The sequence below is a fragment of the Vibrio sp. 1CM7H genome, from assembly GCF_023161645.1.
In the GTDB taxonomy this organism is placed as follows: Bacteria; Pseudomonadota; Gammaproteobacteria; order Enterobacterales; family Vibrionaceae; genus Vibrio; species Vibrio diabolicus.
Map to the genome: position 1 here is coordinate 18,624 of NZ_JALNTV010000003.1, position 26,686 is coordinate 45,309.

The following is a 26,686-nucleotide window of genomic DNA, read 5'->3' on the forward strand; positions in this document are numbered from 1 at the left end:
CTATTTAAATTGGAATTAACAATATTTTAACTATTGGCGGAGATGGGATAATTTACAAATAATTGCTGAAAATTTATTCGGTATAAAAATGAGGGAGAAACAGGACTGCTTTGTGGGGCTGGGCGGTATGAGCTGAAATGGCTGGATAAAAGTTGCTGAAAATAAAAAGCCCCCGCCATAGGCGAGGGCTTGATTGATTCTTGCTTGGCTTGATTATTTGATGCCAGCGAAATCGCGTAGAAGTGCAGCTTTGTCTGTCGCTTCCCACGGGAATTCTTCACGACCGAAGTGACCGTAAGCCGCTGTCTTCTTGTAGATAGGTTGAAGAAGGTTAAGCATTTCTTGTAGACCGTATGGACGTAGGTCGAAGAATTGACGAACCGCTTCAATGATGATGTCGTGAGATACTTTCTCAGTACCGAACGTTTCCACCATGATAGACGTTGGATCCGCAACACCGATTGCGTAAGAAAGTTGGATCTCACAACGGTCAGCCATGCCAGCCGCTACGATGTTTTTCGCTACGTAACGTGCTGCGTATGCTGCACTACGGTCAACTTTTGATGGATCTTTACCAGAGAACGCACCGCCACCGTGACGAGCTGCGCCGCCGTAGGTATCTACGATGATCTTACGACCTGTTAGACCACAGTCACCCATAGGACCACCGATTACAAAGCGACCAGTTGGGTTGATGAAGAAGTTTGTTTCTTTGTTGATCCACTCAGAAGGTAGCACTGGCTTAATGATCTCTTCCATTACCGCTTCACGCAGGTCTGAAGTTGAGATTGAATCACAGTGTTGAGTTGAAAGAACAACCGCGTCGATACCAACGATGTTACCTTGATCGTATTGGAATGTTACCTGAGATTTTGCATCAGGGCGCAACCAAGGTAGTGTGCCGTTTTTACGAACTTCTGCTTGCTTTTGAACAAGACGGTGAGAGTAAGTAATTGGCGCTGGCATTAGTACTTCAGTTTCGTTACAAGCGTAACCAAACATGATGCCTTGGTCGCCTGCACCTTGTTCTTTAGGGTCAGCTTTATCAACACCTTGGTTGATATCTGGCGACTGTTTACCGATTGTGTTTAGTACCGCACAAGAATCTGCGTCAAAGCCCATATCTGAATGTACGTAGCCGATTTCACGAACGGTTTCACGAGTTAACTCTTCGATGTCTACCCATGCTGAAGTCGTGATTTCACCACCCACCATTACCATACCGGTTTTAACGTAAGTCTCACATGCAACACGAGCCTTTGGATCTTGCTCTAGAATCGCGTCAAGAACCGCATCAGAAATCTGGTCTGCAATTTTATCTGGATGACCTTCTGATACTGACTCAGAAGTAAACAGGTGCTTAGCCATGTTAGCTCCACTATATCTGGTTTAAAACTGGGGAATGATAAACTCTCCAGCGCAAATTAATACTAATTTTTGTAGGTGTATCTACATCTAGACGTCTATTCTAAATTTGATTGCTCGAATTACAAGCTCTTTTTTGGTTTTTGTTATAACCAAACGTTTGCCTGATTTATTGATAATTTTAAGAACTTCGAACGATTTGGCGCGAAAGGTGCAATATTTGTGAGGTTTTGGACTGGAAAACGTTTGCACACCCAACAGGGCTTTGAGAGAATTATGACCTACTTTTCGTTTCGCTTAATGTACTCAGGAGCAGACATGTCGTCTCGTAAACATCTTGCCAATGCAATTCGTGCTCTAAGCATGGATGGTGTTCAACAAGCTAACTCAGGCCACCCAGGCGCACCAATGGGTATGGCTGATATCGCTGAAGTTCTTTGGCGCTCTCACCTAAACCACAACCCATCAAACCCAGAGTGGGCCGACCGCGACCGCTTCGTGCTGTCAAACGGTCACGGCTCAATGCTTATTTACTCTCTACTGCACTTAAGCGGTTATGAGCTATCTATTGACGATCTGAAAAACTTCCGTCAATTGCACTCAAAAACCCCAGGTCACCCAGAGTACGGTTACGCGCCTGGTATCGAGACAACAACGGGTCCTCTTGGCCAAGGCATCACTAATGCTGTTGGTATGGCTATCGCAGAGAAAGCACTAGCGGCACAGTTCAACAAAGAAGGCCACGACATCGTTGACCACTTTACGTATGTGTTCATGGGTGACGGCTGTCTAATGGAAGGCATCTCGCACGAAGCATGCTCTCTAGCAGGTACGCTAGGTCTAGGCAAACTGATCGCGTTTTGGGATGACAATGGCATCTCTATCGATGGTCACGTTGAAGGTTGGTTCTCTGACGATACACCTAAGCGTTTCGAAGCTTACGGCTGGCACGTAATCCCAGCGGTAGATGGTCACGATCCTGAAGCAATCAACGCAGCGATTGAAGCGGCTAAAGCGGATCCTCGCCCGACTCTAATCTGTACTAAAACAATTATCGGTTTCGGTTCTCCTAACAAGTCTGGCTCACACGACTGTCACGGTGCACCATTAGGTCACGATGAGATTCAAGCGGCTCGCGAATACCTAGGTTGGGAGTACGGCCCATTTGAGATCCCGGCAGATGTTTACGCTGAGTGGGACGCAAAAGAAGCAGGTGCAGCGAAAGAAGCGGCTTGGAATGAAAAGTTCGAAGCATACGCAGCAGCTTACCCTGTAGAAGCAGCAGAGCTTAAACGTCGTTTAAACGGCGAACTTCCAGCGGAATGGGAAGAAAAAGCGAACCAAATCATTGCTGATCTTCAAGCAAACCCAGCGAACATTGCATCACGTAAAGCATCGCAAAATGCACTAGAAGCGTTTGGTCAAATGCTTCCTGAATTCATGGGCGGCTCTGCTGACCTAGCGCCTTCTAACCTGACCATGTGGTCTGGTTCTAAGTCTCTAGAAACGGATGACTTCTCTGGCAACTACATCCACTACGGTGTACGTGAATTCGGTATGACTGCTATCATCAACGGTATCGCATTGCACGGTGGTTTCGTTCCTTACGGTGCGACATTCCTAATGTTCATGGAATACGCTCGTAACGCAATGCGTATGGCTGCGCTGATGAAAATTCAGAACATCCAAGTGTACACGCACGATTCGATCGGTCTTGGCGAAGATGGCCCAACTCACCAACCTGTTGAGCAAATGGCATCTCTACGCGTAACGCCAAACATGAGCACATGGCGTCCGTGTGACCAGGTTGAGTCTGCTGTAGCATGGAAACTAGCGATTGAACGTAAAGATGCACCAACAGCACTTATCTTCTCTCGTCAAAACTTGGCGCAACAAGATCGTACAGCTGAGCAAGTAGCGAACATCGCGAAAGGTGCTTACATCCTGAAAGATTGCGAAGGCAAGCCTGAGCTTATCCTTATCGCAACAGGCTCTGAAGTTGAGCTAGCAGTAGAAGCAGCGACTCAACTAACGGCAGAAGGTAAGAAAGTACGCGTGGTTTCAATGCCATCAACGGATGCATTCGACAAGCAAGACGCTGCTTACCGTGAAGCAGTATTGCCATCAGACGTAACAGCACGCATCGCTATCGAAGCGGGCATCGCAGACTTCTGGTACAAGTACGTTGGTTTCGATGGTCGCATCATCGGCATGACGACATTTGGTGAATCTGCACCTGCTGGTCAGCTATTCGAGATGTTTGGCTTCACGACTGAAAACGTAGTGAACACAGCAAAAGAATTGCTAGCTTAACTGCTAGATTGTCTCAATAGTCGAACGTAAAGGACGACTGTTAGATGCTAAAGTTGGAAAGGCCATCATTGCGATGGCCTTTTTTGTTTTTGTCAGGTTTTCCAACCTTGTGGAATGCTTTGGTGAATACAGTCTAAAAGTACGGATAAGCGCAGTGGTGGTCTTCCTGCAGGCGTATAGCAGTTAATGGAGATGGGCTCTGAAAGCCAACCTTCTAAGCAAGGTGTGATTCGACCCGGATGATGTTTCTCGTAGCCGCTTGCTGTCCAAGTTGGCAATAGTCCAATACCATGACCATTCGCGATGCTGTCGATCTGCATTGCGATGTTGTCGCTGTATAAGCGACTCACAAATGGCTCTAAAAAGAACTCACCGTGTTGGGGGTGTGAGAGCATCAATCCATTTTCTTGTACCGAGCCAAAATCGATCCACGGATGCGCTTCAAGCTCTTTGGGGTGCAGGATCGAACCGTGTTGTTCAAGATAAGCTGGAGAGGCAAAGGGCGTGTAACGAAATGAGCCTAATACCTCTTTGCGCCAATCGAGATCTTTACGCTCACCGAGCCAGATGAACAAATCTGGGTCATGGTGCGCTTCAGAAAAGTCACTGGTAAGCTGAACCCTAATATCAGGATTATCGGCAAGAAAACCGTTGAGCACACCACCTAGCCAACTTCTAACTAATGCTGTGTGACAAACAATATGTAGCGGCCCTGAAACTTGGTTTGTTAAACCTTGAAGCGCGTCATAACTCTCTTCACTTAGCTCAAGAATCTGGCGACTGTAGTGGGCAAAAATTTCTCCCGCTCTTGTCAGAACTAATCGGTTACCTTGTCTTGCGGTTAGAGCCTGACCGAAATCTTCTTCTAATTGTGCCAAGCGACGACTCAGCGTTGATTTAGGCTGGTTAAGGGCCTTGGCAGCGGCGGTCAAACTCTTATGCTGATTGAGCGCATCAAAGGCTCGAATTGATGCTAAGTCGTGCATATTTCATTTACTCCTTACTGCGTTATGCACGGGTTCCATAAATGGGAAGAACCGTTCCATAACTCTCACTATGCATCTCATTCTATTTGTGAATAATTTACTTTCGAAAATAATAATCATTATCAATTATGGAGATGTAGATGTCTACTCTTAGACTGCCAGTTATTACTGCAACTGGTATTTTAGCCTTCGTCAGTGTCCCTCATGTGTTTGCCAATGATGCGGTTTCTAAAATGGAAACAGTGGTTGTAACTGCATCAAGTTATGAGCAATCTCAAGCGGACGCGCCTGCAAGTATTAGTGTGATTTCACGTGAGGAGTTGGACTCTCGTTATTACCGCGATGTGACTGATGCACTAAAAAGTGTGCCTGGTGTCGTCGTAACAGGTGGTGGTGACACTACCGATATCAGTATCCGAGGTATGGGTTCTAAATACACTTTGATACTGGTCGATGGTAAACGTCAAAGCACACGTGAAACTCGCCCAAATAGTGATGGCCCTGGTATCGAACAAGGCTGGTTACCCCCTCTTCAAGCGATTGAGCGAATTGAAGTTATCCGTGGTCCAATGTCGACGCTTTATGGCTCTGATGCGATTGGTGGTGTAATTAACGTGATCACGCGAAAAGACGCGATGGAGTGGACAGGTAATGTTCAGCTAGGCACGGTTCTGCAAGAAAACAGTCGCTCGGGCGGAGAGCAGAGCGCGAATTTCTTCGTCAATGGGCCGCTAGCCGAAAATCTATCTCTCCAAGTATACGGTCAGTATACCGCAAGAGAAGAAGACGATATTGAATACGGTTATGAAGATAAAGATATGCAAAGTATCTCTTCAAAACTGACCTACCAGATTAATGACCGCCATTCTGTGCAACTAGAGGGTGGCACATCGGCACAAAGTCGTCGCGGTAACGTTGGCCTTTCCGTACCAACGACGGGTTGCCGAAGAGGTTGTGAGGATTCACTCAACGAATATCGTCGTAATTATGTAACGCTAAGTCACAATGGCGACTGGGACTCGGTTGGCATCTCAGATACTTACTTACAACGTGAAGAGAGCGAGAACAAATCTCGCGAGATGACGATCACCAACACCACGTTCAAATCGAGCTTAGTGACTGGAATTGGAAACCATACGCTGACGACTGGTGTGGACGCCACTCATGCAGAGCTTGAGGATTTCACCTCCAACAAAGCGTCATCGAAGACCGAAACATCGAATACGCAGTGGGCTGTTTTCATTGAAGATGAATGGAGAATCGCCGATCCGTTTAGCGTTACGCTTGGTGGTCGTCTAGATCATGACGAAAACTATGGCGCGCACTTTAGTCCGCGTGTCTATGGTGTATGGCGAGTTGACCCGTCTTGGACTGTGAAAGGTGGCGTGGCAACAGGTTTCCGTTCTCCGCAATTACGTGAAATTACTCCTGGTTGGGCGCAAGTCAGTGGCGGCGGTAATATCTACGGTAACCCAGACCTTGACCCTGAAACGTCGCTAAACAAAGAAATCAGTGTCTTGTATCAAGGTGACTCTGGTTTAGATGTCTCTTTGACTGCGTTCCATAATGAGTTCAAAGACAAGATCACACGTGTTGTTTGCCCAGATACCATCTGTACAGATGGACCAAACCAATGGGGTGCAGATCCAACGTACCGCATTAACGTGGACGAAGCGGTCACACAAGGTATTGAAGCGACCTTAGCATCGCCATTAACGGAAACCATTTACCTCAGCTCGAGCTACACATTTACCGACTCAGAGCAAAAAACAGGTGAATACAAAGGCATGCCGCTGCAGCAGCTACCAAAGCATCTGTTTAATGTGGATGTAACTTGGCAAACAACAACAGATCTAGAAAGTTGGGCTAAAGTCACTTACCGAGGTAAAGAAATGGATCCGGTTACTGGCCCATCAAGAAACAGTATCGTAGAGCCTGCTTATACCTTTGTGGACGCTGGTGTGACATACCAGTTAACCGATAATACTCGTATTAAAGGCGCGATCTATAACTTGCTGGATGAGGAAATCAGTTACGAAGAATACGGATATGTCGAAGATGGTCGTCGCTACTGGTTAGGTTTAGACGTCGCATTTTAATTATTGTTGTAATAAGGCCGAGCATTGTCTCGGCCTTTTTTAATCCTGCTTTACTATGATTCAACAGGTGCGTTTTTCAGCCTGATCAGGTAGTATCTGTGACACGAAATTTTTGGTGGGGCGAAGGATAAATGCTAAAGGTTGCGATCAATGGATTTGGACGTATAGGTCGTAATGTTCTGCGAGCCGTATATGAAAGCGGAAAACATCAGCAGATCAAGGTTGTGGCGGTTAACGAATTAGCGCAGCCAGAAGCGATGGCGCACCTACTGCAATATGACACTAGTCATGGTCGCTTCGGTAAAAAAATCTCCCACGACCAAGAACACTTGCATGTTCATCATGACAGCGGCGAATATGACTCTATTCGCATTCTTCATCTCTCTGAACTCGAACTACTTCCTTGGCGCGATTTAGAAGTCGATATTGTCTTGGATTGCACTGGCGTGTTTGGTTCACAAGCCGATGGGCAAGCGCATATAGAAGCAGGCGCGAAGAAAGTGCTGTTTTCACACCCGGGCGCAAACGACATAGATAATACGATTATCTATGGTGTGAACCACGAAACTCTGAAAGACGAACACCGTGTTGTCTCCAATGGCTCTTGCACCACCAACTGTATCGTTCCCATCATTAAAGTGTTAGACGAAGCCTTCGGTATTGAGTCCGGTACCATTACCACGATTCACTCTTCCATGAACGATCAGCAAGTAATCGATGCGTACCATAACGATCTACGCCGTACCCGCGCTGCGAGCCAATCTATTATTCCGGTTGACACCAAGTTGCATAAGGGGATTGAAAGAATCTTCCCGAAATTTTCCAACAAATTCGAAGCAATTTCTGTTCGTGTCCCAACCGTTAACGTCACTGCAATGGATTTAAGTGTCACAATTAATACAAATGTGAAAGTTAATGACGTAAATCAAACCATTGTTAACGCATCTCAGTGTACATTACGTAACATTGTTGACTATACTGAATCGCCACTCGTTTCCATCGACTTTAACCACGATCCCCATAGTGCGATTGTAGATGGAAGCCAGACTAGAGTGAGTAACGGGCAACTCGTAAAAATGCTCGTTTGGTGCGACAACGAATGGGGCTTTGCTAACCGGATGCTGGATACTGCCTTAGCAATGCAAGCTTCTTCTCAAGTGGATCAGTAATGACGAAGAAGTGATGGAGAATTTTTATTTCAAGCCTTGAAATAAATCCATGATATCTCCATATCATCTATAACCAGTTTGAAGAATTAACAGGCTTGGCAGGGTTGCCGAGTTTTCAAAAACTTTAATTATCAATATTTGAGAGGACACATCATGTCTGTAATCAAGATGACTGACCTGGATCTTGCAGGTAAACGTGTATTTATCCGTGCTGACCTAAACGTGCCAGTAAAAGACGGTAAAGTAACTTCAGATGCACGTATCATCGCATCTCTTCCAACTATTAAGCACTGCCTAGAAGCAGGGGCTAAAGTGATGGTTACGTCTCACCTAGGTCGCCCAACTGAAGGTGAATACGCTGAAGAGTTCTCTCTACAACCAGTTGTTAACTACCTAAACGACGCACTAGATTGTGAAGTTAAGCTAGCAAAAGACTACCTAGATGGCCTAGAGCTAAACGCTGGTGAACTTGTTGTTCTAGAAAACGTTCGCTTTAACAAAGGCGAAAAGAAAAACGACGAAGAGCTATCTAAGAAATACGCAGCACTATGTGACGTATTCGTAATGGATGCATTCGGTACGGCTCACCGCGCTCAAGCGTCAACTCATGGTGTTGGTATGCACGCACCTATCGCTTGTGCTGGCCCTCTTCTAGCAAACGAGCTTGAAGCGCTAGGTAAAGCAATGGACAACCCAGCTCGCCCAATGGTTGCTATCGTAGGTGGTTCAAAAGTTTCTACTAAGCTAACTGTACTTGAGTCTCTATCTAAAATCGCTGACCAACTAGTTGTTGGTGGTGGTATTGCTAACACATTTATCGCAGCTGCTGGCCACAACGTTGGTAAGTCTCTATACGAAGCGGATCTAGTAGACACTGCTAAGAAGCTAATGGATGAGTGTGCAATTCCAGTAGCAACTGATGTTGCATGTGCGAAAGCATTCGACGAAAACGCAGAAGCAGAAATTAAGCACGTTTCTGAAGTACAAGACGACGACATGATCTTCGACCTTGGCCCAGATTCAACAGCTGAACTAGCAGAAATCCTTAAGAACGCGAAGACTATCCTATGGAACGGTCCAGTAGGCGTATTCGAATTCAAGAACTTCGAAGCAGGTACTAAAGGTATCTCAGAAGCTATCGCAGCATCTGAAGGCTTCTCTGTTGCAGGTGGTGGTGACACGCTAGCAGCTATCGACAAGTTCGGTATCAAAGCTGACGTTTCTTACATCTCTACAGGTGGCGGCGCTTTCCTTGAGTTCGTAGAAGGTAAAGTTCTTCCAGCAGTAGAAATGCTAGAAGCACGCGCTAAGTAATTAATGCAAAGCGGGGGAGTGATTCTCCCGCTTTCTTGTTTGCTGCAACGTGTGAGGAACTCTGCTAGAATAGCCTCAGTTGTGAGCAAACGTTTGCAAGATTTTCAACTTAACAAGTTTTGTTTAAAAACGACAGATAAATAGGATTACATCCATGTCTAAGATCTTCGACTTCGTAAAACCAGGTGTTATCTCTGGCGATGACGTTCAGAAAGTATTTGAAGTTGCAAAAGAAAACAGCTTTGCACTTCCAGCAGTAAACTGTGTGGGTACTGACTCTGTAAACGCAGTACTTGAAGCAGCTGCAAAAGTTAAAGCTCCAGTTATCGTTCAATTCTCTAATGGTGGCGCTGCTTTCTTTGCTGGTAAAGGTCTAAAACTTGAAGGTCAAGAAGCTCAAATCCTAGGTGCTGTTGCTGGTGCGAAATACGTTCACGCTGTAGCTGAAGCTTACGGTGTACCAGTAATCCTACACACTGACCACGCTGCTAAGAAACTACTTCCTTGGATCGACGGTCTACTAGACGCTGGTGAAGAGTACTTCGCGCAAACTGGTAAGCCACTATTCTCTTCTCACATGATCGACCTTTCTGAAGAGTCTCTAGAAGAGAACATCGAGATTTCTGCTAAGTACCTAGAGCGCATGGCTAAAATGAACATGACTCTAGAAATCGAACTAGGTTGTACTGGTGGTGAAGAAGACGGCGTAGACAACTCTGATATGGATGCGTCTGAGCTATACACTTCTCCAGAAGACGTTGCATACGCATACGAGAAACTAAGCGCAATCAGCCACCGTTTCACTATCGCAGCATCTTTCGGTAACGTACACGGCGTGTACAAGCCAGGTAACGTTGTTCTAACTCCAACTATCCTACGTGATTCTCAAGCGCACGTTTCTGAGAAATTCGGTCTTCCAGCGAACTCTCTAAACTTCGTATTCCACGGTGGTTCAGGTTCTTCTCTAGAAGAAATTCGTGAGTCTATCGGTTACGGTGTTATCAAAATGAACATCGATACTGATACACAGTGGGCAACTTGGGATGGTATCCGTAAGTTCGAAGCTGAAAACCACGATTACCTACAAGGTCAAATCGGTAACCCAACTGGTGAAGATGCACCAAACAAGAAGTACTACGATCCACGCGTATGGCTACGTGCTGGTCAAGCTTCAATGGTAGCTCGTCTAGAGCAAGCATTTGCTGACCTAAACGCAGTTGACGTACTATAATCGTTACTGATTAAGTTACTTAAAAACCCGCTTTTTGAGCGGGTTTTTTTATGTCTATCATTTTGCCCCTATGTTTCTTTCCCTGTTTTCCTATTGATATCTTTATGCGTCAGGTTGTATTTTCTGGTGGGATGTTCCCCCTTTAACGTTTTTAAATAAAAACATAGGAATATCAGTCATAGGAGTGGCGAAATAAGAGTGCATTGCGTAACCTGTAACAAGCCAATATCAGAAAACTCTGATAAAGTCTTGTTTTGCATATCTTTGCGAAACTCTGACTTTGAAAAAAGTCAAAGTTGGGATATTGTGCCAAAAATCTGACACTGTTCAGTGGGGCAATAGGGATGTTGTTTTAGAAAAGAGCCTTTAAAAAACAAGGTTCATAAATTAACGGCAATTGGATTTATATATCTTTATTTTTGAGGATAAGAATTATGGCAGGTGAATCGGTGGGTATCGATACCACTTTAACGGATGGTCTAACTCAGGCTGAAACTTGGCTGACAAACAACTCAGATCTACTGGTTCAGTACGGTGTGAACATTATCTCTGCGCTGCTTATTCTGTTTATCGGTAATATTATCGTTAAAGCAGTCGCTGGTAGTGTTTCTAAAGTACTAGAAAAGAAAAACATGGATAAGGCTGTCGTTGAATTTATTCACGGTCTTGTTCGTTACTTGCTATTTGTAATCGTACTTATCGCCGCTCTTGGTCGATTAGGCGTTCAAACCGCTTCAGTTGTGGCTGTAATCGGTGCGGCAGGTCTTGCTGTTGGTCTTGCGTTACAAGGTTCACTATCAAACTTTGCAGCTGGTGTACTCATTGTTGCGTTCCGTCCATTCAAATCTGGCGACTACGTAGAAATTGGCGGTGTAGCGGGTAGTGTTGAAGCAATTCAAATCTTCCAAACTGTTCTAAAAACACCAGACAACAAGATGGTTGTTGTGCCTAACTCGTCAGTAATCGGTGGTGCAATTACTAACTACTCTCGTCATGCAACGCGACGTGTCGACTTAGTGATTGGTGTGTCATACAAAGCGGATCTTAAACTAACGAAGAAAGTAATTCGCGAGACGCTAGAAAAAGATCCGCGTATCTTGAAAGATCCTGATATCACAATCGGCGTACTTACGCTGGCAGACTCTTCAGTAAACTTTGTGGTTCGCCCATGGGTGAAAACTGCAGATTACTGGGGCGTATACTTTGATGCAATGCAAGGTATTAAAGAAGCATTGGATGAAAATGGTATCGAAATTCCATTCCCACAAATGGATGTTCATCTGAACAAAATCGACGCTTAATACAAGCGGTAGATATTCGAAAGCGAGGCCAATTGGCCTCGCTTTTTTATATCTCATAAAGAATGTGATTACCGGCAAGCAATAGACGTTTTAGATGTTTACCGGCAAAGCCAAAGGTGAATTCAGGCAATCCTGGCGTATAGAGCAACTCTTCGTGTTGATACAGGGTTGTATCAACAATGAGCGTGACATATTCAGGTAAGCCAATCGGACATACCGCTCCAGGCAAACAACCTAACACCTCGACCATTTCATCGTCGTCACAAATTGAGGGGCGTTTGCCTGTGACGGCCTTTATTTGTTTGGCATCGAGGCGAAAGTCTTTTTCTGTTAGATAAATTGCGTAGCCTTGCCCTTTAAGTTTTAAGAAGAGGCTTTTGGTGTGCGTGCCTGTCCATCCAAGCTCGGACGCAATTCTTATATCCGTGTCAAAGTCTAAGATGGCTTCATGCTGCCATTCCCGAAAAGGAATAGAGAGCGCGTTGAGTCGCTCTCTATTGATATCATAGATACGCTTTAGTGACTCCATGTCTTTGTTGTCCTGTTGATTACCAGTACTTTTCAATAAGTTCACTCGCTAAGATATACGCTATCGTGAACATCATTACTGCGACCGCGATGTCGATGCCTTTTTTCACTCTTGGCTTTGATAGGGTAGGGCCTAGTTTTGCGGCTCCTATCGACAAGGTATAGAACCAAACAAAGGAAGCCATCATCGTACCTAGTGCAAAAGCAATTCGGTCATGGCCTTCAAACTGCCCACCAATAGAGCCCAGAATAACGACTGTATCTAAATACAAGTGTGGGTTAAGTACTGTGACGGCTAGCGCACCTAAAATGACCGTTCGACGACCACGAGCGACGACTTCACCTTTTGATTCTGACTCACTGTCTGACTTAAACGCGCTCTTAAGTGACAGTAATCCATAAAAGCTCAGGAACGCAATACCACCAAGCGTCACCGATGTTAGTAAGATTTCATTTTGAGACAAAATCGCACCACCACCAAAGATACCTAGAGAAATGAAGATCATATCTAGGATGCTACAAATAGTGGCAGTCGTCAGGTGATGATTGCGCTTTATGCCTTGATTTAAGACATACGCATTTTGTGCGCCAATCGGAATGATCATTGATGCCCCTAAACCAAACCCTTGCAATAGAACCCACAAGCTCACACTTCACCTCACTTCAAAATAACCAATAAATTCTCAGAAGAGTGAAAGATAAAGAGTTTATCTAAATAAGTATAATTAATGATTTTAATATTATATTAGCCAAGCTAATTTAAGGGTTGGTGTTTTATCAGGAGAGGAAGAGTAGGATGAGAGGGTTGGACTACAAATGGATTGAGGCATTAGATGCCGTGGTTTATCAGGGGAGCTTTGAGCGTGCTGCTGAGCATTTATTTGTCTCGCAATCAGCGATTTCTCAACGTATTAAACAATTAGAGAAGTTTCTCGCACAACCCGTTTTGGTTCGTAGTCAACCACCCAAGCCAACGCCGATTGGTAAAAAGTTATTAGGCCTTTATCGTCGAGTGCGCTTACTCGAGCATGAAATTCTACCCGAACTCAAGAATGATACCAGTACTCGACCTGTACAACTCTCTTTGGCGACCAATGCTGATAGCCTTGCTACTTGGCTACTGCCTGCACTGCAAGATGTCATGAAGCAGCGTCAGGTTGAACTCAAACTCACTATCTATGGTGAATCTCGTTCCATCGAAAAGCTAAAAAGTGGCGAAGTGACGGGGGCGATCAGCTTAGAATCCCAGCCGATACCTGGCTGTAGAGCGGATTACTTGGGACGTGTTGATTACGTTTGTGTCGCGAGCCCGGAGTTTTATCAGCGTTACTTTGCTCAAGGCGTTAATAACCAGACGTTGGCCAAGGCGCCGGCCGTTTCGTATGATCAATATGATGACCTACATAAAACCTTTCTTACCGAGCATTTCAATGTCAGCCCTGATAGCGTCATTCACCATAACATCAGCAGCTCTGAAGCGTTTCTAAAAGTGGCGTTAGCTGGTGTAGCCTATTGCTTAATCCCTCGTTTGCAAATTACCGACGAGCTAGAGCGTGGCGCGTTGGTTGATGTTACTCCCGGTTTTTTAATGTCCCATCGGATTTATTGGCATCATTGGCAACTGGAAACGGGGGTTCTACAAGAAATCTCACACGCGATAGTCGGGTATGCTCAGCGACACTTACCTCAATAAGTTCATTGTCGCAGCGATGGGTTCATTGTCGACAGAGTGTTTCGTTGAAAAATCACGCCAATGTTACATAGTCAAAGTTGTGTTAGAAGTCATTCTGAGTGCTTGGATAATCGACAGAAGTTTCTATTATGAAACCATACACTTTCTCAGTAGTGATAGTTTTGTCTGAATCTTGAGCCTTTCTGCTGAGAGTAAGTACTTTATTTTTGTATGGATGGATTTATTGAATGAGACTGTATTCATTTTTGCTGGCTTCTGCACTCAGCCTTACTAGTGCTTCAGTGTTGGCGAACTCGCCTGAATTTGCTCACGTAACGACGACAGGTTATGGTGAAGTTATTGCTACACCAGATATGGCGACGTTTTCTGTGAAAGTGGTAGACACGACAATGACTGCTGAACAGGCCAAGCAGTCAGTTGACAAAACCGTTGAGCAATTTCTGAAAAATCTGTCCGATGCTGGCTTATCAAAAGACAATGTTACCAGCTCGAATTTATACCTTGCGCCTCAATACCACTACCCTAAATCTGGTAAAGCAGAGCTCGTTGGTTATCGCGCTTCTCGTAGCATTGATGTGACGGTTACGGATCTAAAAAACCTAAACCAGTACCTAGATATGGCGTTAGAAGCAGGGATTAATCAGGTTGATAATATTCAACTTAAGGTAAGCAACCAGGCTGAGTATCAGCAAAAGGCACGCATGGCGGCTATCCAAGATGCGCGAGAAAAAGCAGCGTCACTGGCTACTGGCTTTGAGAAAAAATTGGGTGATGTCTGGCAGATCAATTACAGACAGATGCACGTTCAGCCAGTTCTAATGCGCTCGATGGCGATGGACAGTAAAGAAGGGGCAAACAGCTACCAGGATTCTACCATGATTATTCGCGATCAAGTTGACGTGATTTACAAGCTGAAGTAATACTGGGTGCAAAAAGAAAAGGCAGGGTATTCCCTGCCTTTGTTATTTCTGCTTCACAAATTAGTGAAGGATACGAGCACGGATAGTGCCTTCAATACTTTTCAGTTTCGCTAGCGCTTCTTCTGAGCGCTCGGTTTCAACATCGATCACTACGTAGCCGATTTCAGCGGCTGTTTGTAGGTACTGTGCGGCAATGTTAATGCCGTCTTCCGCGAAGATGGTATTGATCTGAGTAAGAATACCAGGACGGTTTTTATGGATGTGAAGCAAGCGAGAGCATTCACCACCGTGCTCTGGCAGTGACACCTCTGGGAAGTTTACGCTTGAAAGCGTAGAGCCGTTGTCAGAGTACTTCGCCAGTTTTCCTGCAACCTCAACACCGATGTTCTCTTGTGCTTCTTGCGTTGAACCACCAACGTGTGGAGTGAGAATGACATTATCGAACTTCTGCAAAGGAGATTCGAACGGGTCGGCATTCGTTTTCGGTTCTGTTGGGAATACATCAATCGCAGCGCCCGCAATATGACCTGCTTCTAAACTATGGCAAAGCGCTGGAATATCCACGACAGTGCCGCGTGCTGCATTAATAAAGATTGAGCCTGGCTTCATGCGAGCAAACTCAGCTTCACCCATCATATTTTTTGTTTCTGGCGTTTCAGGAACGTGCAGAGAAATTACGTCACACTTGTTTAGTAGTTCACTCATGGTATGTACTTGCGTCGCATTACCAAGGGACAGCTTGTTTTCGATGTCGTAGTAGTAAACGCGCATACCTAAGTTTTCGGCAATAATACCTAGCTGCGTACCAATGTGGCCGTATCCGATAATGCCAAGACGTTTGCCACGTGCTTCGTAAGAGTTGTCAGCACTTTTCTTCCAAATACCGCGATGTGCAAGCGCATTCTTTTCAGGAATGCCACGCAGAAGTAGTAGGATTTGACCAAGTACCAGCTCAGCCACACTGCGTGTGTTAGAGAACGGTGCATTAAACACAGGAATGCCGCGTTTTGCTGCTGCGTCTAGGTTTACTTGGTTAGTACCGATACAAAAACAGCCAATTGCAACCAGTTTATTCGCCGCATTGATTACCTCTTCGGATAGGTTCGTACGGGAGCGAATACCGATGAAGTGCACGTCTTTAACCGCTTCAATCAATTCTTCTTCCGGAAGGGAACCTTTATGGTACTCAATGTTGGTATAACCAGCTGCTTGAAGAACTTCAACTGAAGAAGGGTGGAGTCCCTCTAACAAGAGGATCTTAATCTTTTCTTTTTCCAGTGAAACTTTGGCCATTTTTTCTCGTCCTTAAAATGGAAAGGTGGGCTAATGTGGCGCACATTGGGCAAAACTATTAAAAAGGGGATAATTGATAGTTTTGTAGGAGGACAAACGTTTCCTTGTGCGTCTTCTGTTCAATAAAGTAACAAAAAAAAATTGCTTTGGGTAAGAAAATTACGGAATAAGAGATAATTTTCTTAGAGAAAGGAATAAAAAACGGTGCCTTGCAGCACCGTATGTAATGAAATAACAGAAAAGTGAACCAGATAGGTCGATTTGAGCTGTTATTTATTCTTCAATTTTTGCGCCTTCTGGTGTACCTGTGATTACGACGTCAGCACCACGGTGAGCAAAAAGACCCACAGTCACCACACCCGCGATACCGTTGATCTTGTCTTCCATTTCTTTCGGGTTAGTAATCTGCATGTTGTGTACATCCAGAATTACGTTGCCGTTGTCAGTCACAACGCCTTCACGGTAAGCCGGGTCACCACCCAGTTTTACTAATTCGCGCGCAACGTAAGAGCGTGCCATTGGGATCACTTCTACAGGTAGTGGGAACTGACCTAGTACGTCAACTGCTTTGGTGCCGTCAACAATACATACGAACTTATCAGAGATTGCCGCGACAATTTTCTCACGAGTCAGAGCCGCGCCGCCGCCTTTGATCATTTCACGTGCTGGGTTAATTTCGTCTGCGCCATCAACATACACATCCAGCTTCATTACGTCGTTACACTCGTATACTTCAATACCAAGCTCTTTAAGGCGCTCAGTTGAAGCGACAGAGCTAGACACTGCACCTTTAATATCGTCTTTGATAGTGCCTAGTGCATCGATGAAGTGATTCACGGTAGAGCCAGTACCAACACCGACAATGCTGCCTTTCTCAACATATTTTAGTGCTGCCCAACCAGCCGCTTTTTTCATTTCATCTTGAGTCATGCCAATCTCCTGAATAGATGTTCGTTAACGTTTGCGGGCGTGATTATAGCGGCTTACTTGCCACTTTCCCATTGCCATATTCGGCTTGGGGTCACGATCTTAGGTAATGGAATGTCCCAGCTTTCAATTGGTAAGCGTTCTACATGTTGGCAGTCGTGAGCGATACCAACAGGCTTGGCACCTTCTCCGGTTATAAACCAATGAGACAGGGTACGGTCATAATACCCTCCGCCCATGCCTAAGCGGTGGCCGATGCTGTCGAATCCAACCAAAGGTGTACAAATGATATCAAGTTGACGAACGGGCTTGAGATGGCGGATGTCCAGTTTGGGCTCTAAGATGCCGTATTTGTTGTAGACCAATTGATCATCACTTACGTACAGAAGAAACAGTAACTGACCTTTGGAAAACGGATGGATGACAGGTAGATAAACCGATTTTCCCTGTTGCCACAACCACTCAATGAGCGGCTTGGTATCAAGTTCACCGTCAGCAGAAAGATAAATAGCAATATGCTGCGCTTGCTGGATTTCAGGAAGTTGAGAGAACTGAGTGACAAGGTCGATCCCCGCTTGGAATTGCGTATCGCTACACAATGCGTTGCGCTTTTCACGAATCTGTTTGCGGAAGTCTTGTCGAGAGAGGTCTGACATAGAGAGAATACCCCAGGGTGCCGTTGAGGATTGTGGCCCTTGAACCAGCTGGTTCAAGGCGGATCAGCAATGACAACCGTAGGCTTCTCGGTACATGCCGAGCTTGCTCAATAGCTACCAAATACTAACCCTTAGGTATTGCTTATCGGCTCAGGGACTTAAATCCTGCTGACGCACACCCCAGGGTAAATTTTGTATTTACTGCTGTCCTTGCGTAACTTTGCTTAGTGCGTTCTCAAGAGACGCAGTGAGCTTTTCCATTCGCTCAGTAATTTCTTGCTGTTGACCGTTTGATTCGTATGACTTGGTGTGCAACTCATAACAAATATTCAATGCAGCGAAGGTCAGCAGTTGGATTTCATTGGTTACCTTAGTACGTTCGCTCATTTCTTTCAATCGGCGATCCAGATCTTTTGCCGCTGCAACAAGAGACTCTTCTTGTCCTGTCGGACAATTCACTCGTGTAACTTTGCCTAATATTTCAACGTCGATCGCTTGATTGCTCATGATGAATAAACTCTATATTCGGGCTATCTAAGGTGTTGCTTCATACAACTACCGAGGAGCAAACTATAGGAAAACCGCTATTAAGATTCAAGCATTTCCCATCACAGAAAGAGAAATGATGACGAGATCACACAGGAATTGGGCAAATTGAGCAAATGCTGTTCAAAATTGAATTTGATAGCCGTTTCAGACCACTAACCTTGATGGTAGGATATACCAATACATTATTATGCAAGAATGAGCCAAGTTATGAGTGAAATCACCCTTCCTGAATACCAATCTATTGCTGCTGAACTGCAATCTGCAAGCCTAGCAGTAACACCTGCGGAATTACATGGCTTATTTGTCGGCATGTTAAGTGGTGGATTGGCGATTAATGATCAAACTTGGCAGCCTATTCTGTTTGACTACACCAATGATGGGATGGGGTGGCCTTCTAACGCGCTAGCGTTTGCTCAAAGCGTATTCACCGTTACTGTCAATGAACTCACGGGCACGTCGATGGAGCTGTCTTTATTATTGCCAGATGAGCCGGGAGAAGAAGGCTTATTCACGTTGGCTGACAGCGTGTCCGATTTCGTAAACCATTTTATTTCTGGGTTAGGTCTAGCAGGTGTTGCGCTAAATAAAGCGTCAGATGACGCTAAAGAAGCATTGGCTGACCTAGAAGAGATTGCCAAATTAGGCATTGATGAAGATGACGACCTCGGTGAACAAGCGCAATTGCTAGAACAAGTGATTGAACACATCAAAGCTTGCGTACTAACGATTCATGCTGAGTTTGGTGTTCGCCCTGAAAGTAGCGATAAAAAGCCTACTATTCATTAATCGTAGATGGTCCAGAGGTTAGCATGAAGCAATATGATGTAGTCATTGCTGGTGGTGCCATGGCAGGAGCAACGTTGGCATTAGCGATTGACCATTTGTCTCAGGGAAAGCTCCGCATTGCCGTCGTTGAGCCTTTTAAAGCGCAGTCAGATATGCACCCTGGTTTTGACTCTCGCTCAATCGCATTGTCTTACGGTACTGTCAATCTGTTGCGTCAACTACAGCTCTGGACCTCGATAGAGCCGTTTGTCACACCTATTGAACATATCCACGTTTCTGACCGCTCTCATGCTGGGATGACGGAAATCACCAAGCAAGAGATTGGCGTTGAAGCACTAGGGTATGTTGTCGAATTAGACGATGTTGGTCGCGTATATCAAGAATTATTAGATAGCAGCGCATCCATAACGCTGTTTTGCCCTGACTCTGTTACCGATATCGAGCGCGAGCAAGACTGTACCCATATTACGTTGAAAAGCGGTGAGCAGCTTGACGCAAAACTGTTGGTGGCAGCCGATGGTGCTGTTTCAACCTGCTGTCAGAAAATTGGTTTAGAGCTTTCTGAGCAAGATTTTGAACAAGTGGCTGTCATTGCCAATATTGTGACTCAAGAACCTCATCAAGGTAGAGCCTTTGAACGTTTTACTGAAAATGGCCCTGTTGCTTTATTGCCAATGAGTGACAATAGAATGTCCTTAGTTTGGTGTCTGCACCCTGAGGAAGCCCAAGCAGTTCTTGAGTTATCTGACCAAGCATTTCTCCAACGTTTACAACAAGATTTTGGCTGGCGTTTGGGCGCGATGAAAAAAGTGGGACGACGTGCGAGTTACCCATTGCTTCTTCGCCATCGAAAGCAAAATATCTCTCATCGTTTTGCGATTGTTGGGAATGCGGCGCAAACGCTGCATCCGATAGCTGGACAAGGTTTTAATCTTGGTATTCGCGACGTCGTCTCGCTAGCAGAAGAAATCGTGCAGCAAAGCGATGATGTTGGTCTTTATCAAGGCTTGATGCGCTTTAGTCAGCGTAGAGAGGCAGACCGAAGCGAAACGATCTGGCTAACCAGTGCCTTAGTGCATATTTTTTCAAATGATTTACCCGCGATGCGAATTGGGCGAAATACAGCCTTAGCAGCGATGGATAACCTTTCTATTTTTAAGCAGCCGCTACTGCGCCATACGCTTGGTTTGGTAAAACGATGAACGGCCGCACTGAATTAGGTAATAAAAAGCAATGATGCAAAGTGTAGATATCGCCATCATCGGCGGAGGGATGGTTGGGTTGGCACTTGCTGCCGCGTTCAAGGACAGCGATCTGCGTGTCGCCGTAATAGAAGGCAAGGTGCCAGATGAGTCGTTGAAAGAGTTACCTGATGTGCGTGTGTCTGCGTTGAGCCGTTCTAGTGAGACGATCTTGCGTAAGCTTGGCGCTTGGCAGGGGATAGAGCAACGCCGAGCTTCACCATACTACGGTATGGAAGTGTGGGAGCAAGATAGCTTTGCTAGTATTGAGTTCAATGCACAAAGCATGGCACAACCTGATTTAGGGCATATTGTTGAGAATCGAGTGATTCAACTCGCACTGCTCGAACAAGTCCAAAAGCTCGATAACGTCACTATGTTTATGCCTGCACGTTGCGCGACCTTAGCGGTGGGCGAACAAGAAAGTTGGTTGACGCTCGACAATGGTCAAGCCATGACGGCTAAGTTAGTGGTCGGAGCCGATGGGGCAAACTCGTGGCTTCGTCATCAAATGGATATTCCGTTAACGCATTGGGATTATGGGCATCATGCTCTGGTCGCGAATGTTAAAACCGCTGCTCCGCACAATAGCATTGCACGACAGATTTTTACTCCTCAAGGGCCATTGGCGTTTTTGCCAATGTCGCAACCAGATATGTGCTCTATTGTTTGGTCCACTGAGCCAAATCGTGCAGAGCAGCTATTGGCAATGAGTGAGCATGATTTCAACAACGCGTTGACGAGCGAATTTGATACACGACTTGGTCTATGTGAAGTCGTGGGAGAGCGTGCCGCGTTTCCTCTGAAAATGCGTTATGCGCGAGATTTTGTTGTGGAGCGAGTCGCATTGGTTGGTGATGCGGCCCATACCATTCATCCTCTAGCGGGGCAGGGTGTGAATTTAGGTTTATTAGATGCAGCCAGCCTCGCTCAAGAGGTGCTAGCGCTATGGAAGCAAGGCCAAGATATTGGCAGCAAACGCAATCTAAGAGGTTATGAGCGTTGGCGCAAAGCGGAAGCAGCAAAGATGATCGCTGCAATGCAAGGATTCCGAGACCTGTTCTCTGGAGAGAATCCTGCTAAGAAGCTGGTTCGTGGCATTGGTTTGAGTTTAGCGGGTCAATTGCCGGGAGCGAAAGATGAGATCATGAAGCGTGCGCTTGGTCTAAAAGGTCATCTGCCGGATCTGGCACGTCAGTAGGTGTAAAGCGAACTTCAAATACACAAAAGGCTGGTTAATCCAGCCTTTGTTTTATCAACGTTTTGCTAAGCATATGCGCATCGGAGTTTCATTATTTCTTGGTTGATCTCTTTGACCGCTCGGAAATGGCGTTGCTCTGCTTTCTCCGGCAGTATTAACTTGCCGTTATCAAACTCGAATCTACCGACCCCGTAAATATAAATTCTTCCTTTAAAAAGACGACTTATATGTTTAGCAATCATACTTGGTGTATAGCGCTTAAACAGTCTCATATTTACTTTCCTTTTATCTAACCTAGCCTAGGTATTCTACGTTTTGGACGCGAAAATTATTGTGACAGCCATAGTATTAAATACAGATGTAGGGTGTTGCGTCAGAGATTTGTGTTGTCTTAGACAATTTGACAGTGTCATCTCTTAAATAGCGTGAGGATTACCCCAAAAAATCACCGTTCAAGGAACCCTTACGACAATACACTCCTTTTTACGTGACGCATTAAGCAATAGTTTTGTTACAGAATTAAGAATAGAACGAAAATGATTGTTTGCTAATTGTTTCTATTGAGGTGGTATCCAACAGAACAAACTTTACGTCCTAACGGTTAGAGAAAGAGGAAGAGAAAAAAGTTCCGTACAAAAAAAAGCCCGCTTCAGCGGGCGAATAGTCACAGATGCATTACACAAAAGTGGACAGCTGACGGCATGAATACTGTCATTCAGTCAGCTGATTCACTTTATGCTGGTTAAGTGCTTGTTTGAAACTTAACCAACAAATTCAGCATATACGAGTTTTATCTTTGCGACTATTTATGTTTTATATGTGATTAAAAATTCTCTCGTGTATTTTTATAGATATGAGCGAGATCACGTGATGATAGAAACACTACGTGTTATTACATTATTTTTAGACGATTAACGACAGATCTCAGCTACGGTCGGCTGACACAATTGGATAAGATCTTGGATAGAAAGCGCCAGTCCAGCCATGCGATCGCCACTGCTGATCGTGACTTCCTGTTCTTCTAGTAAGCTAGGATCGAACACGATCGGCATGTGTCGTTTGAGTAATAGTGGAGTGACAGTACCAATTTTGTAACCTGTGATGGCCTCAACGTCGGCTTGATCAACGCAAGTCATCCGGCGGCATTGCAGTAACGAGCGCACTTTTTTGGGATCGACACTACGATCACCAGGTGCACAGGCGAGTGCATATTGATTACCCATGTCTCGTAGCAAGATCGCTTTTACCATTTGAGAGGGGCGAATGCCGCGTTGTTGCGCGGCATCCTCAATAGTGGTTGCTGGTCTTTGATGCGGTAACAGACGAAACGGAATGTGTTGGTCTGTGAGAAATTGCATCAAAGGAGTATTGATTGTATTACTCATCATCAAGGCTGTAAGGCAGTGATTCGATTGTCCATTCACATTCTGGTTGAGCAACCAAACGAAGACGAGTGTCTTCATCGAGATTATTAGGCAGTACGATCAGGCCAATCGCTTGATTGTCGCTGAACTGGTAGTGGTTTAATAAAGCACCCACTGAACGCCAGTTTTCACCCACGCTGCGTTCGAGCTCAATTGGCTCGTCACTGAATGGAGCTGAAGTTGCCCCTTTTACGATGTACATCGCACGTTTATTTGTACCGCGATACTTAGCTCGTGCTACCGTTTCTTGTCCTGTGTAGCAGCCCTTTGTGAAGCTAATGCCTCCTAAAGCTTGCACGTTGAGTGCTTGTGGAATGTGAGCATTCTGCGCGGATGCAGAGACAAATGGTAAACCAGCTTCAATGTCGAAACGATTCCAAAGCTCATTTGTCGTAAGGGCAGCATCTGTATTTTCAATGAATTGTTGCGCAGCTGACGCACTTAATATCAGTAGCCAGCGGCTTTGTGAAACTTGTACCGCGGTGCCGCCTTCAACAGGGCGAACGCTGCCAGTCGTTTTGCTCATTGAAGAAATAAGCTCGTCGGCTTTGACGCCTGCAACACCTAAGATAACTTCATCAGAAGCTTCAATCGTTACTTTAGAGAAAATGGCGTATTTTTTTATTTCGCTAAGTTCTACGTCAATCGCCGATTTTGGTTGGATCATGCCGTAGCCATCGTGGTGATGGAAAAGGCGGAACACACTCCACACTTTACCTTTCGCATCACAATGTGCGCCTAATGTTGATTGGTCTTGTTCTAAAGAAACGACATCGCAGGTAACCTGACCTTGTAAGTATGATTTTTTATCGTCACCGACCATGGTGATCATGCCGAAATTGTCCAGCAGCGAGATAGATAACTCTGGAAGTGCGTCTTGAGTTGAGAGAGGTAGTGCTGAAAAACGAGTTTGCCATTCCATAATTACAATGCCTTTTGAAGATATTTTTCCGCTATGTTATACCCAAATAACCTTGAGATACTAGGGGAGCGATTTACGAATCAACATTTGTCTGCTTTCACTATCGTATTGTGACCCGCACACTAGTGACGTAGCACATCCCTTGTTACACTCCGCACTAACAACAAGACATCTATGAAGGAATAGTGAATGTACACTCCGGAAGAAAAAGCGCGTATTAAATGGGCTTGTCGTCGAGGCATGCTTGAGCTTGACGTAGTAATTATGCCGTTTTTTGAAGAGTGCTTTGATACTCTGAGTGAACAAGAGCAGCGTGACTTTGTTTCTTTACTTGAATGCGATGATCCTGATCTGTTTACTTGGATAATGGGGCATGGCCGCAGCGAAAACTTAGGTCATGCTGCAATGGTTGATAAAATTGTCGCCCATAACCTCAGCAAAGTTCGTTAATTTTACCGCTTCTCCCTCTCTGACCGCCCGAGTTCTCAATGTAATACTTTTCTTACTGATGACTTGGGCCGTTACCCTCTCTAGCATCCCTCTCGTATTATCGATTTATTTGTTATTAATGATTGTTAAGGCACTATTGAGCCAAGGCTTTGTTAAACCGACAAGTCAGGGTTATTGGTATGTGCATTGCGATGGCTCGGTTAGGTTTGAGGCCCTTGAGTATAGTGAATGTTCGGCGCCTCTTGAGTCTGAAAAGGATCAGTTACAACGAATCGATACATCGATATTGCCATTCAAGATAACATTTCGATTGGAGTCTGGCCGTAGCGTCACGATTTGGCGTGATAGCTGTGACGATCAGCATTACCGTCAATTATCTTTGGTATTACGCCAGTGGGAAATGAAACAGGGAGCCAATGCTCCCTGTTGATGTAATAGTTTATTTTGTCGAATTAAAGCTGTTTAGCTGGAACCAAAATCGTTGGTCCGCTGTTTTCCAGTTGGTTCGGATAATCAAGCGTGTAGTGCAAACCTCGACTCTCTTTACGCTGCATCGCACAACGAACCATCAGCTCTGCTACTTGTAAAAGGTTACGCAGTTCTAATAAGTTGTTCGAGACACGGAAATTGCTGTAGTACTCATGCGTTTCTTGTTGCAACAGTTGGATACGGCGCAAGGCGCGTTCTAAACGCTTGTCAGTTCGTACAATGCCCATGTAGTCCCACATAAACAGACGAAGCTCGTGCCAGTTGTGCTGAATGATCACTTCTTCATCACTGTTGGTCACTTTACTTTCATCCCAACATGGCACCTGTGAAGGAAGCTCCACGTTAGTGTGATGTTTTAGAATATCTTTCGCCGCAGACCAAGCATAAACCACGCATTCGAGAAGTGAATTTGATGCCATGCGGTTAGCACCATGCAGCCCTGTATAGCTGACTTCGCCAATTGCATACAAGTTTTTAAGATCGGTGCAGCCATTTCTATTCACCATGACACCGCCACAAGTGTAGTGCGCAGCAGGTACGATTGGGATTGGCTCTTTGGTCATATCAATGCCCAAGTCCATCAAACGTGAGTAAATGGTTGGGAAGTGCTTAGTAATAAAGTCCGCAGGTTTGTGACTAATGTCGAGGTGCATACAGTCGGCACCCAAACGCTTCATTTCGAAGTCGATAGCACGAGCCACGACGTCACGCGGAGCAAGCTCTTTACGCTCATCGAAATCTGGCATAAAGCGAGAACCATCTGGACGACGCAGGTAAGCACCTTCACCACGTAACGCTTCGGTCAACAAGAAGTTACGCGCCTCGGGGTGGTATAAACACGTCGGGTGGAACTGGTTAAACTCCATATTTGCCACACGACACCCTGCACGCCAAGCAATCGCAATACCATCACCAGACGACACATCTGGGTTAGAGGTGTATTGATAAACTTTTGAAGCGCCACCTGTAGCGAGAACCACAAATTTGGCCCGCACGGTTTCGACATGCTCTTCGTTGCGGTTCCAAATATAAGCACCGATAACTTTGTTTTTATCACCGCCAATTTTGTCTTCGGTGATTAAGTCCAGCGCATTGTGACGTTCGAGAACATGAATGTTTGGATGGTTGTGAGCGTTATCTTGCAGAGAGGTTTGCATCGCCATACCTGTTGCATCTGCCGCGTGAAGAATACGACGACGGCTATGGCCACCTTCTCGAGTTAAGTGGTAACGAGGCTCATCGTCAGAGTCATCCTCTTCACGATCAAATGGGACACCACCGTCGATCAACCACTGTACGCACTCTTTTGAATGTTCAGCAATGAACCTCACGGTGTCCTCATCGCAAATACCATCGCCGGCGATTTGCGTGTCTTCAACGTGTGAATCAATGGTGTCTGACTCATCAAATACAGCAGCAATACCACCCTGGGCATAATAGGTCGCCCCTTCGCTGCGTGGCCCTTTACTCAGCACCATCACTTTACAGTGGTTAGCAACGCGCAAAGCCAACGACAAACCAGCCGCGCCACTCCCTACCACTAACACATCACACTCATGTTCACGATTTGTGTTCATATAACTTTTATAATCCCAAGCTAAGGTAACAAAATCACCTTGTGTATTATTTGCACACCATGTGCATTCCATTATCGCGACACCTGTCGCTAAGGGCTAAGTTGGGAGACCTATCGACATCCGTGTTACTGCGGTGACTGAGCCACTCTTCTTTTTCATGCAGAGCATGAGCATGCTTCCTAAGTTATATTTGTAACGCGGTGTTCAGATAGCCATTAGCCATGCAAATGAAAAGTAATAGTTTGTCAATGC

At 45.3% G+C, this 26,686-nt stretch carries 25 protein-coding genes and 1 other RNA gene; 13 read left to right on the plus strand and 13 right to left on the minus strand.

From position 1 onward, the window contains the following. Positions 1–213: 213 nt before the first annotated feature. Positions 214–1,368, minus strand: coding sequence for a methionine adenosyltransferase (metK, locus tag MSG33_RS12235; RefSeq protein WP_005381027.1), 1,155 nt, complete (start codon positions 1,366–1,368; stop codon positions 214–216). Between the two features lie 315 nt (positions 1,369–1,683). On the opposite strand from metK, the gene tkt reads away from it, so the two are divergent. Beyond that, a complete protein-coding gene (gene tkt / locus MSG33_RS12240) occupies positions 1,684–3,678 on the plus strand; it encodes a transketolase (protein ID WP_053807744.1) in 1,995 nt (664 codons plus the stop codon). A gap of 92 nt (positions 3,679–3,770) precedes the next feature. Here the strand turns inward: tkt and MSG33_RS12245 are convergent, their stop codons facing one another. After that, positions 3,771–4,664 carry a LysR family transcriptional regulator gene (locus MSG33_RS12245; RefSeq protein ID WP_248381214.1) on the minus strand — a complete coding sequence of 298 codons (894 nt, stop codon included), beginning with the start codon at positions 4,662–4,664 and terminating at the stop codon, positions 3,771–3,773. A 140-nt stretch (positions 4,665–4,804) separates the two neighbouring features. Here MSG33_RS12245 and MSG33_RS12250 point away from each other — a divergent pair, with 140 nt between their 5' ends. The 5 genes from MSG33_RS12250 to mscS all read left to right on the plus strand — a co-directional run bounded on the left by MSG33_RS12250 (position 4,805) and on the right by mscS (position 11,778). Further along, positions 4,805–6,763: a ligand-gated channel protein gene (locus tag MSG33_RS12250; protein ID WP_005393952.1), complete on the plus strand. Its 1,959-nt coding sequence runs from the start codon at positions 4,805–4,807 to the stop codon at positions 6,761–6,763. A gap of 131 nt (positions 6,764–6,894) precedes the next feature. Further along, positions 6,895–7,932, plus strand: a complete 1,038-nt coding sequence (gene epd / locus MSG33_RS12255) for an erythrose-4-phosphate dehydrogenase (RefSeq protein WP_248381215.1) — start codon at positions 6,895–6,897, stop codon at positions 7,930–7,932. Between the two features lie 153 nt (positions 7,933–8,085). Continuing rightward, a complete protein-coding gene (locus MSG33_RS12260) occupies positions 8,086–9,246 on the plus strand; it encodes a phosphoglycerate kinase (protein WP_005393948.1) in 1,161 nt (386 codons plus the stop codon). A 154-nt stretch (positions 9,247–9,400) separates the two neighbouring features. Next, entirely contained in the window at positions 9,401–10,477 is a 1,077-nt protein-coding gene (fbaA, locus tag MSG33_RS12265) for a class II fructose-bisphosphate aldolase (protein WP_005393947.1), read from the plus strand. A gap of 434 nt (positions 10,478–10,911) precedes the next feature. Next, the gene (gene mscS / locus MSG33_RS12270; protein WP_005393946.1) at positions 10,912–11,778 is read left to right on the plus strand and encodes a small-conductance mechanosensitive channel MscS; all 867 of its coding nucleotides are present in this window, start codon (positions 10,912–10,914) and stop codon (positions 11,776–11,778) included. Positions 11,779–11,824: 46 nt separating this feature from the next. On the opposite strand, the gene MSG33_RS12275 is transcribed toward mscS, so the two are convergent. Both MSG33_RS12275 and MSG33_RS12280 read right to left on the minus strand, forming a co-directional pair. Continuing rightward, positions 11,825–12,307 carry a YbaK/EbsC family protein gene (locus MSG33_RS12275; RefSeq protein ID WP_248381216.1) on the minus strand — a complete coding sequence of 161 codons (483 nt, stop codon included), beginning with the start codon at positions 12,305–12,307 and terminating at the stop codon, positions 11,825–11,827. A gap of 19 nt (positions 12,308–12,326) precedes the next feature. Then, on the minus strand, positions 12,327–12,956 hold the full coding sequence (locus MSG33_RS12280; protein ID WP_012841398.1) for a LysE/ArgO family amino acid transporter: 630 nt from the start codon (positions 12,954–12,956) through the stop codon (positions 12,327–12,329). A 146-nt stretch (positions 12,957–13,102) separates the two neighbouring features. On the opposite strand from MSG33_RS12280, the gene MSG33_RS12285 reads away from it, so the two are divergent. Continuing rightward, complete coding sequence (locus MSG33_RS12285) at positions 13,103–13,999, plus strand: LysR family transcriptional regulator ArgP (protein WP_046875104.1); 897 nt, start codon at positions 13,103–13,105, stop codon at positions 13,997–13,999. 227 nt (positions 14,000–14,226) lie between these two features. Then, positions 14,227–14,919: an oxidative stress defense protein gene (locus tag MSG33_RS12290; protein ID WP_005393939.1), complete on the plus strand. Its 693-nt coding sequence runs from the start codon at positions 14,227–14,229 to the stop codon at positions 14,917–14,919. Between the two features lie 60 nt (positions 14,920–14,979). Here MSG33_RS12290 and serA read toward each other — a convergent pair whose 3' ends face one another. The 5 genes from serA to MSG33_RS12315 all read right to left on the minus strand — a co-directional run bounded on the left by serA (position 14,980) and on the right by MSG33_RS12315 (position 18,302). Next, positions 14,980–16,212, minus strand: a complete 1,233-nt coding sequence (gene serA / locus MSG33_RS12295; protein WP_005393937.1) for a phosphoglycerate dehydrogenase — start codon at positions 16,210–16,212, stop codon at positions 14,980–14,982. A 273-nt stretch (positions 16,213–16,485) separates the two neighbouring features. After that, the gene (gene rpiA, locus MSG33_RS12300) at positions 16,486–17,142 is read right to left on the minus strand and encodes a ribose-5-phosphate isomerase RpiA (RefSeq protein WP_005380982.1); all 657 of its coding nucleotides are present in this window, start codon (positions 17,140–17,142) and stop codon (positions 16,486–16,488) included. 53 nt (positions 17,143–17,195) lie between these two features. Then, entirely contained in the window at positions 17,196–17,795 is a 600-nt protein-coding gene (locus tag MSG33_RS12305) for a 5-formyltetrahydrofolate cyclo-ligase (RefSeq protein ID WP_248381217.1), read from the minus strand. Between the two features lie 5 nt (positions 17,796–17,800). Then, positions 17,801–17,985: non-coding RNA, 6S RNA (ssrS, locus tag MSG33_RS12310), on the minus strand. An 8-nt stretch (positions 17,986–17,993) separates the two neighbouring features. Beyond that, complete coding sequence (locus MSG33_RS12315; RefSeq protein WP_005393932.1) at positions 17,994–18,302, minus strand: cell division protein ZapA; 309 nt, start codon at positions 18,300–18,302, stop codon at positions 17,994–17,996. 249 nt (positions 18,303–18,551) lie between these two features. Between MSG33_RS12315 and MSG33_RS12320 the strand changes: the two genes are divergently transcribed. The 3 genes from MSG33_RS12320 to MSG33_RS12330 are packed head-to-tail and all read left to right on the plus strand — an operon-like array spanning position 18,552 to position 21,572. Then, positions 18,552–19,130, plus strand: a complete 579-nt coding sequence (locus MSG33_RS12320; RefSeq protein WP_170903475.1) for a YecA family protein — start codon at positions 18,552–18,554, stop codon at positions 19,128–19,130. Positions 19,131–19,153: 23 nt separating this feature from the next. Next, positions 19,154–20,332: a 2-octaprenyl-6-methoxyphenyl hydroxylase gene (gene ubiH, locus MSG33_RS12325; RefSeq protein WP_248381218.1), complete on the plus strand. Its 1,179-nt coding sequence runs from the start codon at positions 19,154–19,156 to the stop codon at positions 20,330–20,332. A gap of 31 nt (positions 20,333–20,363) precedes the next feature. After that, complete coding sequence (locus tag MSG33_RS12330) at positions 20,364–21,572, plus strand: FAD-dependent 2-octaprenylphenol hydroxylase (RefSeq protein WP_248381219.1); 1,209 nt, start codon at positions 20,364–20,366, stop codon at positions 21,570–21,572. Positions 21,573–21,637: 65 nt separating this feature from the next. On the opposite strand, the gene MSG33_RS12335 is transcribed toward MSG33_RS12330, so the two are convergent. From MSG33_RS12335 to ygfZ, 3 genes are all read right to left on the minus strand, one after another. Beyond that, positions 21,638–21,844: a DUF1107 domain-containing protein gene (locus tag MSG33_RS12335; RefSeq protein WP_005380970.1), complete on the minus strand. Its 207-nt coding sequence runs from the start codon at positions 21,842–21,844 to the stop codon at positions 21,638–21,640. A 639-nt stretch (positions 21,845–22,483) separates the two neighbouring features. Next, entirely contained in the window at positions 22,484–22,957 is a 474-nt protein-coding gene (locus MSG33_RS12340; protein WP_031780369.1) for a YbaK/EbsC family protein, read from the minus strand. Then, on the minus strand, positions 22,950–23,918 hold the full coding sequence (ygfZ, locus tag MSG33_RS12345; protein WP_085342629.1) for a tRNA-modifying protein YgfZ: 969 nt from the start codon (positions 23,916–23,918) through the stop codon (positions 22,950–22,952). Before ygfZ ends, MSG33_RS12340 begins: the two co-directional genes overlap by 8 nt. Positions 23,919–24,107: 189 nt before the next feature. On the opposite strand from ygfZ, the gene MSG33_RS12350 reads away from it, so the two are divergent. Both MSG33_RS12350 and MSG33_RS23595 read left to right on the plus strand, forming a co-directional pair. Further along, positions 24,108–24,368, plus strand: a complete 261-nt coding sequence (locus MSG33_RS12350; protein ID WP_005393925.1) for a succinate dehydrogenase assembly factor 2 — start codon at positions 24,108–24,110, stop codon at positions 24,366–24,368. Beyond that, complete coding sequence (locus MSG33_RS23595; RefSeq protein WP_317411432.1) at positions 24,316–24,798, plus strand: protein YgfX; 483 nt, start codon at positions 24,316–24,318, stop codon at positions 24,796–24,798. The genes MSG33_RS12350 and MSG33_RS23595 overlap by 53 nt, the downstream gene beginning before the upstream one ends. 22 nt (positions 24,799–24,820) lie before the next feature. Here MSG33_RS23595 and nadB read toward each other — a convergent pair whose 3' ends face one another. Beyond that, a complete protein-coding gene (nadB, locus tag MSG33_RS12355) occupies positions 24,821–26,434 on the minus strand; it encodes an L-aspartate oxidase (RefSeq protein WP_248381220.1) in 1,614 nt (537 codons plus the stop codon). Positions 26,435–26,686 lie beyond the last annotated feature (252 nt).

Coding starts and splice junctions, on each gene's coding strand:
- serA (WP_005393937.1), bottom strand. CDS start 16,212: ATGGCCAAAGTTTCACTGGAAAAAGAAAAGATTAAGATCCTCTTGTTA.
- nadB (WP_248381220.1), bottom strand. CDS start 26,434: ATGAACACAAATCGTGAACATGAGTGTGATGTGTTAGTGGTAGGGAGT.
- MSG33_RS12350 (WP_005393925.1), top strand. CDS start 24,108: ATGTACACTCCGGAAGAAAAAGCGCGTATTAAATGGGCTTGTCGTCGA.
- MSG33_RS12290 (WP_005393939.1), top strand. CDS start 14,227: ATGAGACTGTATTCATTTTTGCTGGCTTCTGCACTCAGCCTTACTAGT.
- mscS (WP_005393946.1), top strand. CDS start 10,912: ATGGCAGGTGAATCGGTGGGTATCGATACCACTTTAACGGATGGTCTA.
- MSG33_RS23595 (WP_317411432.1), top strand. CDS start 24,316: ATGCTGCAATGGTTGATAAAATTGTCGCCCATAACCTCAGCAAAGTTC.
- MSG33_RS12250 (WP_005393952.1), top strand. CDS start 4,805: ATGTCTACTCTTAGACTGCCAGTTATTACTGCAACTGGTATTTTAGCC.
- MSG33_RS12330 (WP_248381219.1), top strand. CDS start 20,364: ATGATGCAAAGTGTAGATATCGCCATCATCGGCGGAGGGATGGTTGGG.
- MSG33_RS12305 (WP_248381217.1), bottom strand. CDS start 17,795: ATGTCAGACCTCTCTCGACAAGACTTCCGCAAACAGATTCGTGAAAAG.
- ygfZ (WP_085342629.1), bottom strand. CDS start 23,918: ATGGAATGGCAAACTCGTTTTTCAGCACTACCTCTCTCAACTCAAGAC.
- ubiH (WP_248381218.1), top strand. CDS start 19,154: ATGAAGCAATATGATGTAGTCATTGCTGGTGGTGCCATGGCAGGAGCA.
- MSG33_RS12315 (WP_005393932.1), bottom strand. CDS start 18,302: ATGAGCAATCAAGCGATCGACGTTGAAATATTAGGCAAAGTTACACGA.
- fbaA (WP_005393947.1), top strand. CDS start 9,401: ATGTCTAAGATCTTCGACTTCGTAAAACCAGGTGTTATCTCTGGCGAT.
- MSG33_RS12285 (WP_046875104.1), top strand. CDS start 13,103: ATGAGAGGGTTGGACTACAAATGGATTGAGGCATTAGATGCCGTGGTT.
- MSG33_RS12245 (WP_248381214.1), bottom strand. CDS start 4,664: ATGCACGACTTAGCATCAATTCGAGCCTTTGATGCGCTCAATCAGCAT.
- metK (WP_005381027.1), bottom strand. CDS start 1,368: ATGGCTAAGCACCTGTTTACTTCTGAGTCAGTATCAGAAGGTCATCCA.
- tkt (WP_053807744.1), top strand. CDS start 1,684: ATGTCGTCTCGTAAACATCTTGCCAATGCAATTCGTGCTCTAAGCATG.
- MSG33_RS12320 (WP_170903475.1), top strand. CDS start 18,552: ATGAGTGAAATCACCCTTCCTGAATACCAATCTATTGCTGCTGAACTG.
- MSG33_RS12340 (WP_031780369.1), bottom strand. CDS start 22,957: ATGAGTAATACAATCAATACTCCTTTGATGCAATTTCTCACAGACCAA.
- MSG33_RS12275 (WP_248381216.1), bottom strand. CDS start 12,307: ATGGAGTCACTAAAGCGTATCTATGATATCAATAGAGAGCGACTCAAC.
- epd (WP_248381215.1), top strand. CDS start 6,895: ATGCTAAAGGTTGCGATCAATGGATTTGGACGTATAGGTCGTAATGTT.
- rpiA (WP_005380982.1), bottom strand. CDS start 17,142: ATGACTCAAGATGAAATGAAAAAAGCGGCTGGTTGGGCAGCACTAAAA.
- MSG33_RS12260 (WP_005393948.1), top strand. CDS start 8,086: ATGTCTGTAATCAAGATGACTGACCTGGATCTTGCAGGTAAACGTGTA.
- MSG33_RS12335 (WP_005380970.1), bottom strand. CDS start 21,844: ATGAGACTGTTTAAGCGCTATACACCAAGTATGATTGCTAAACATATA.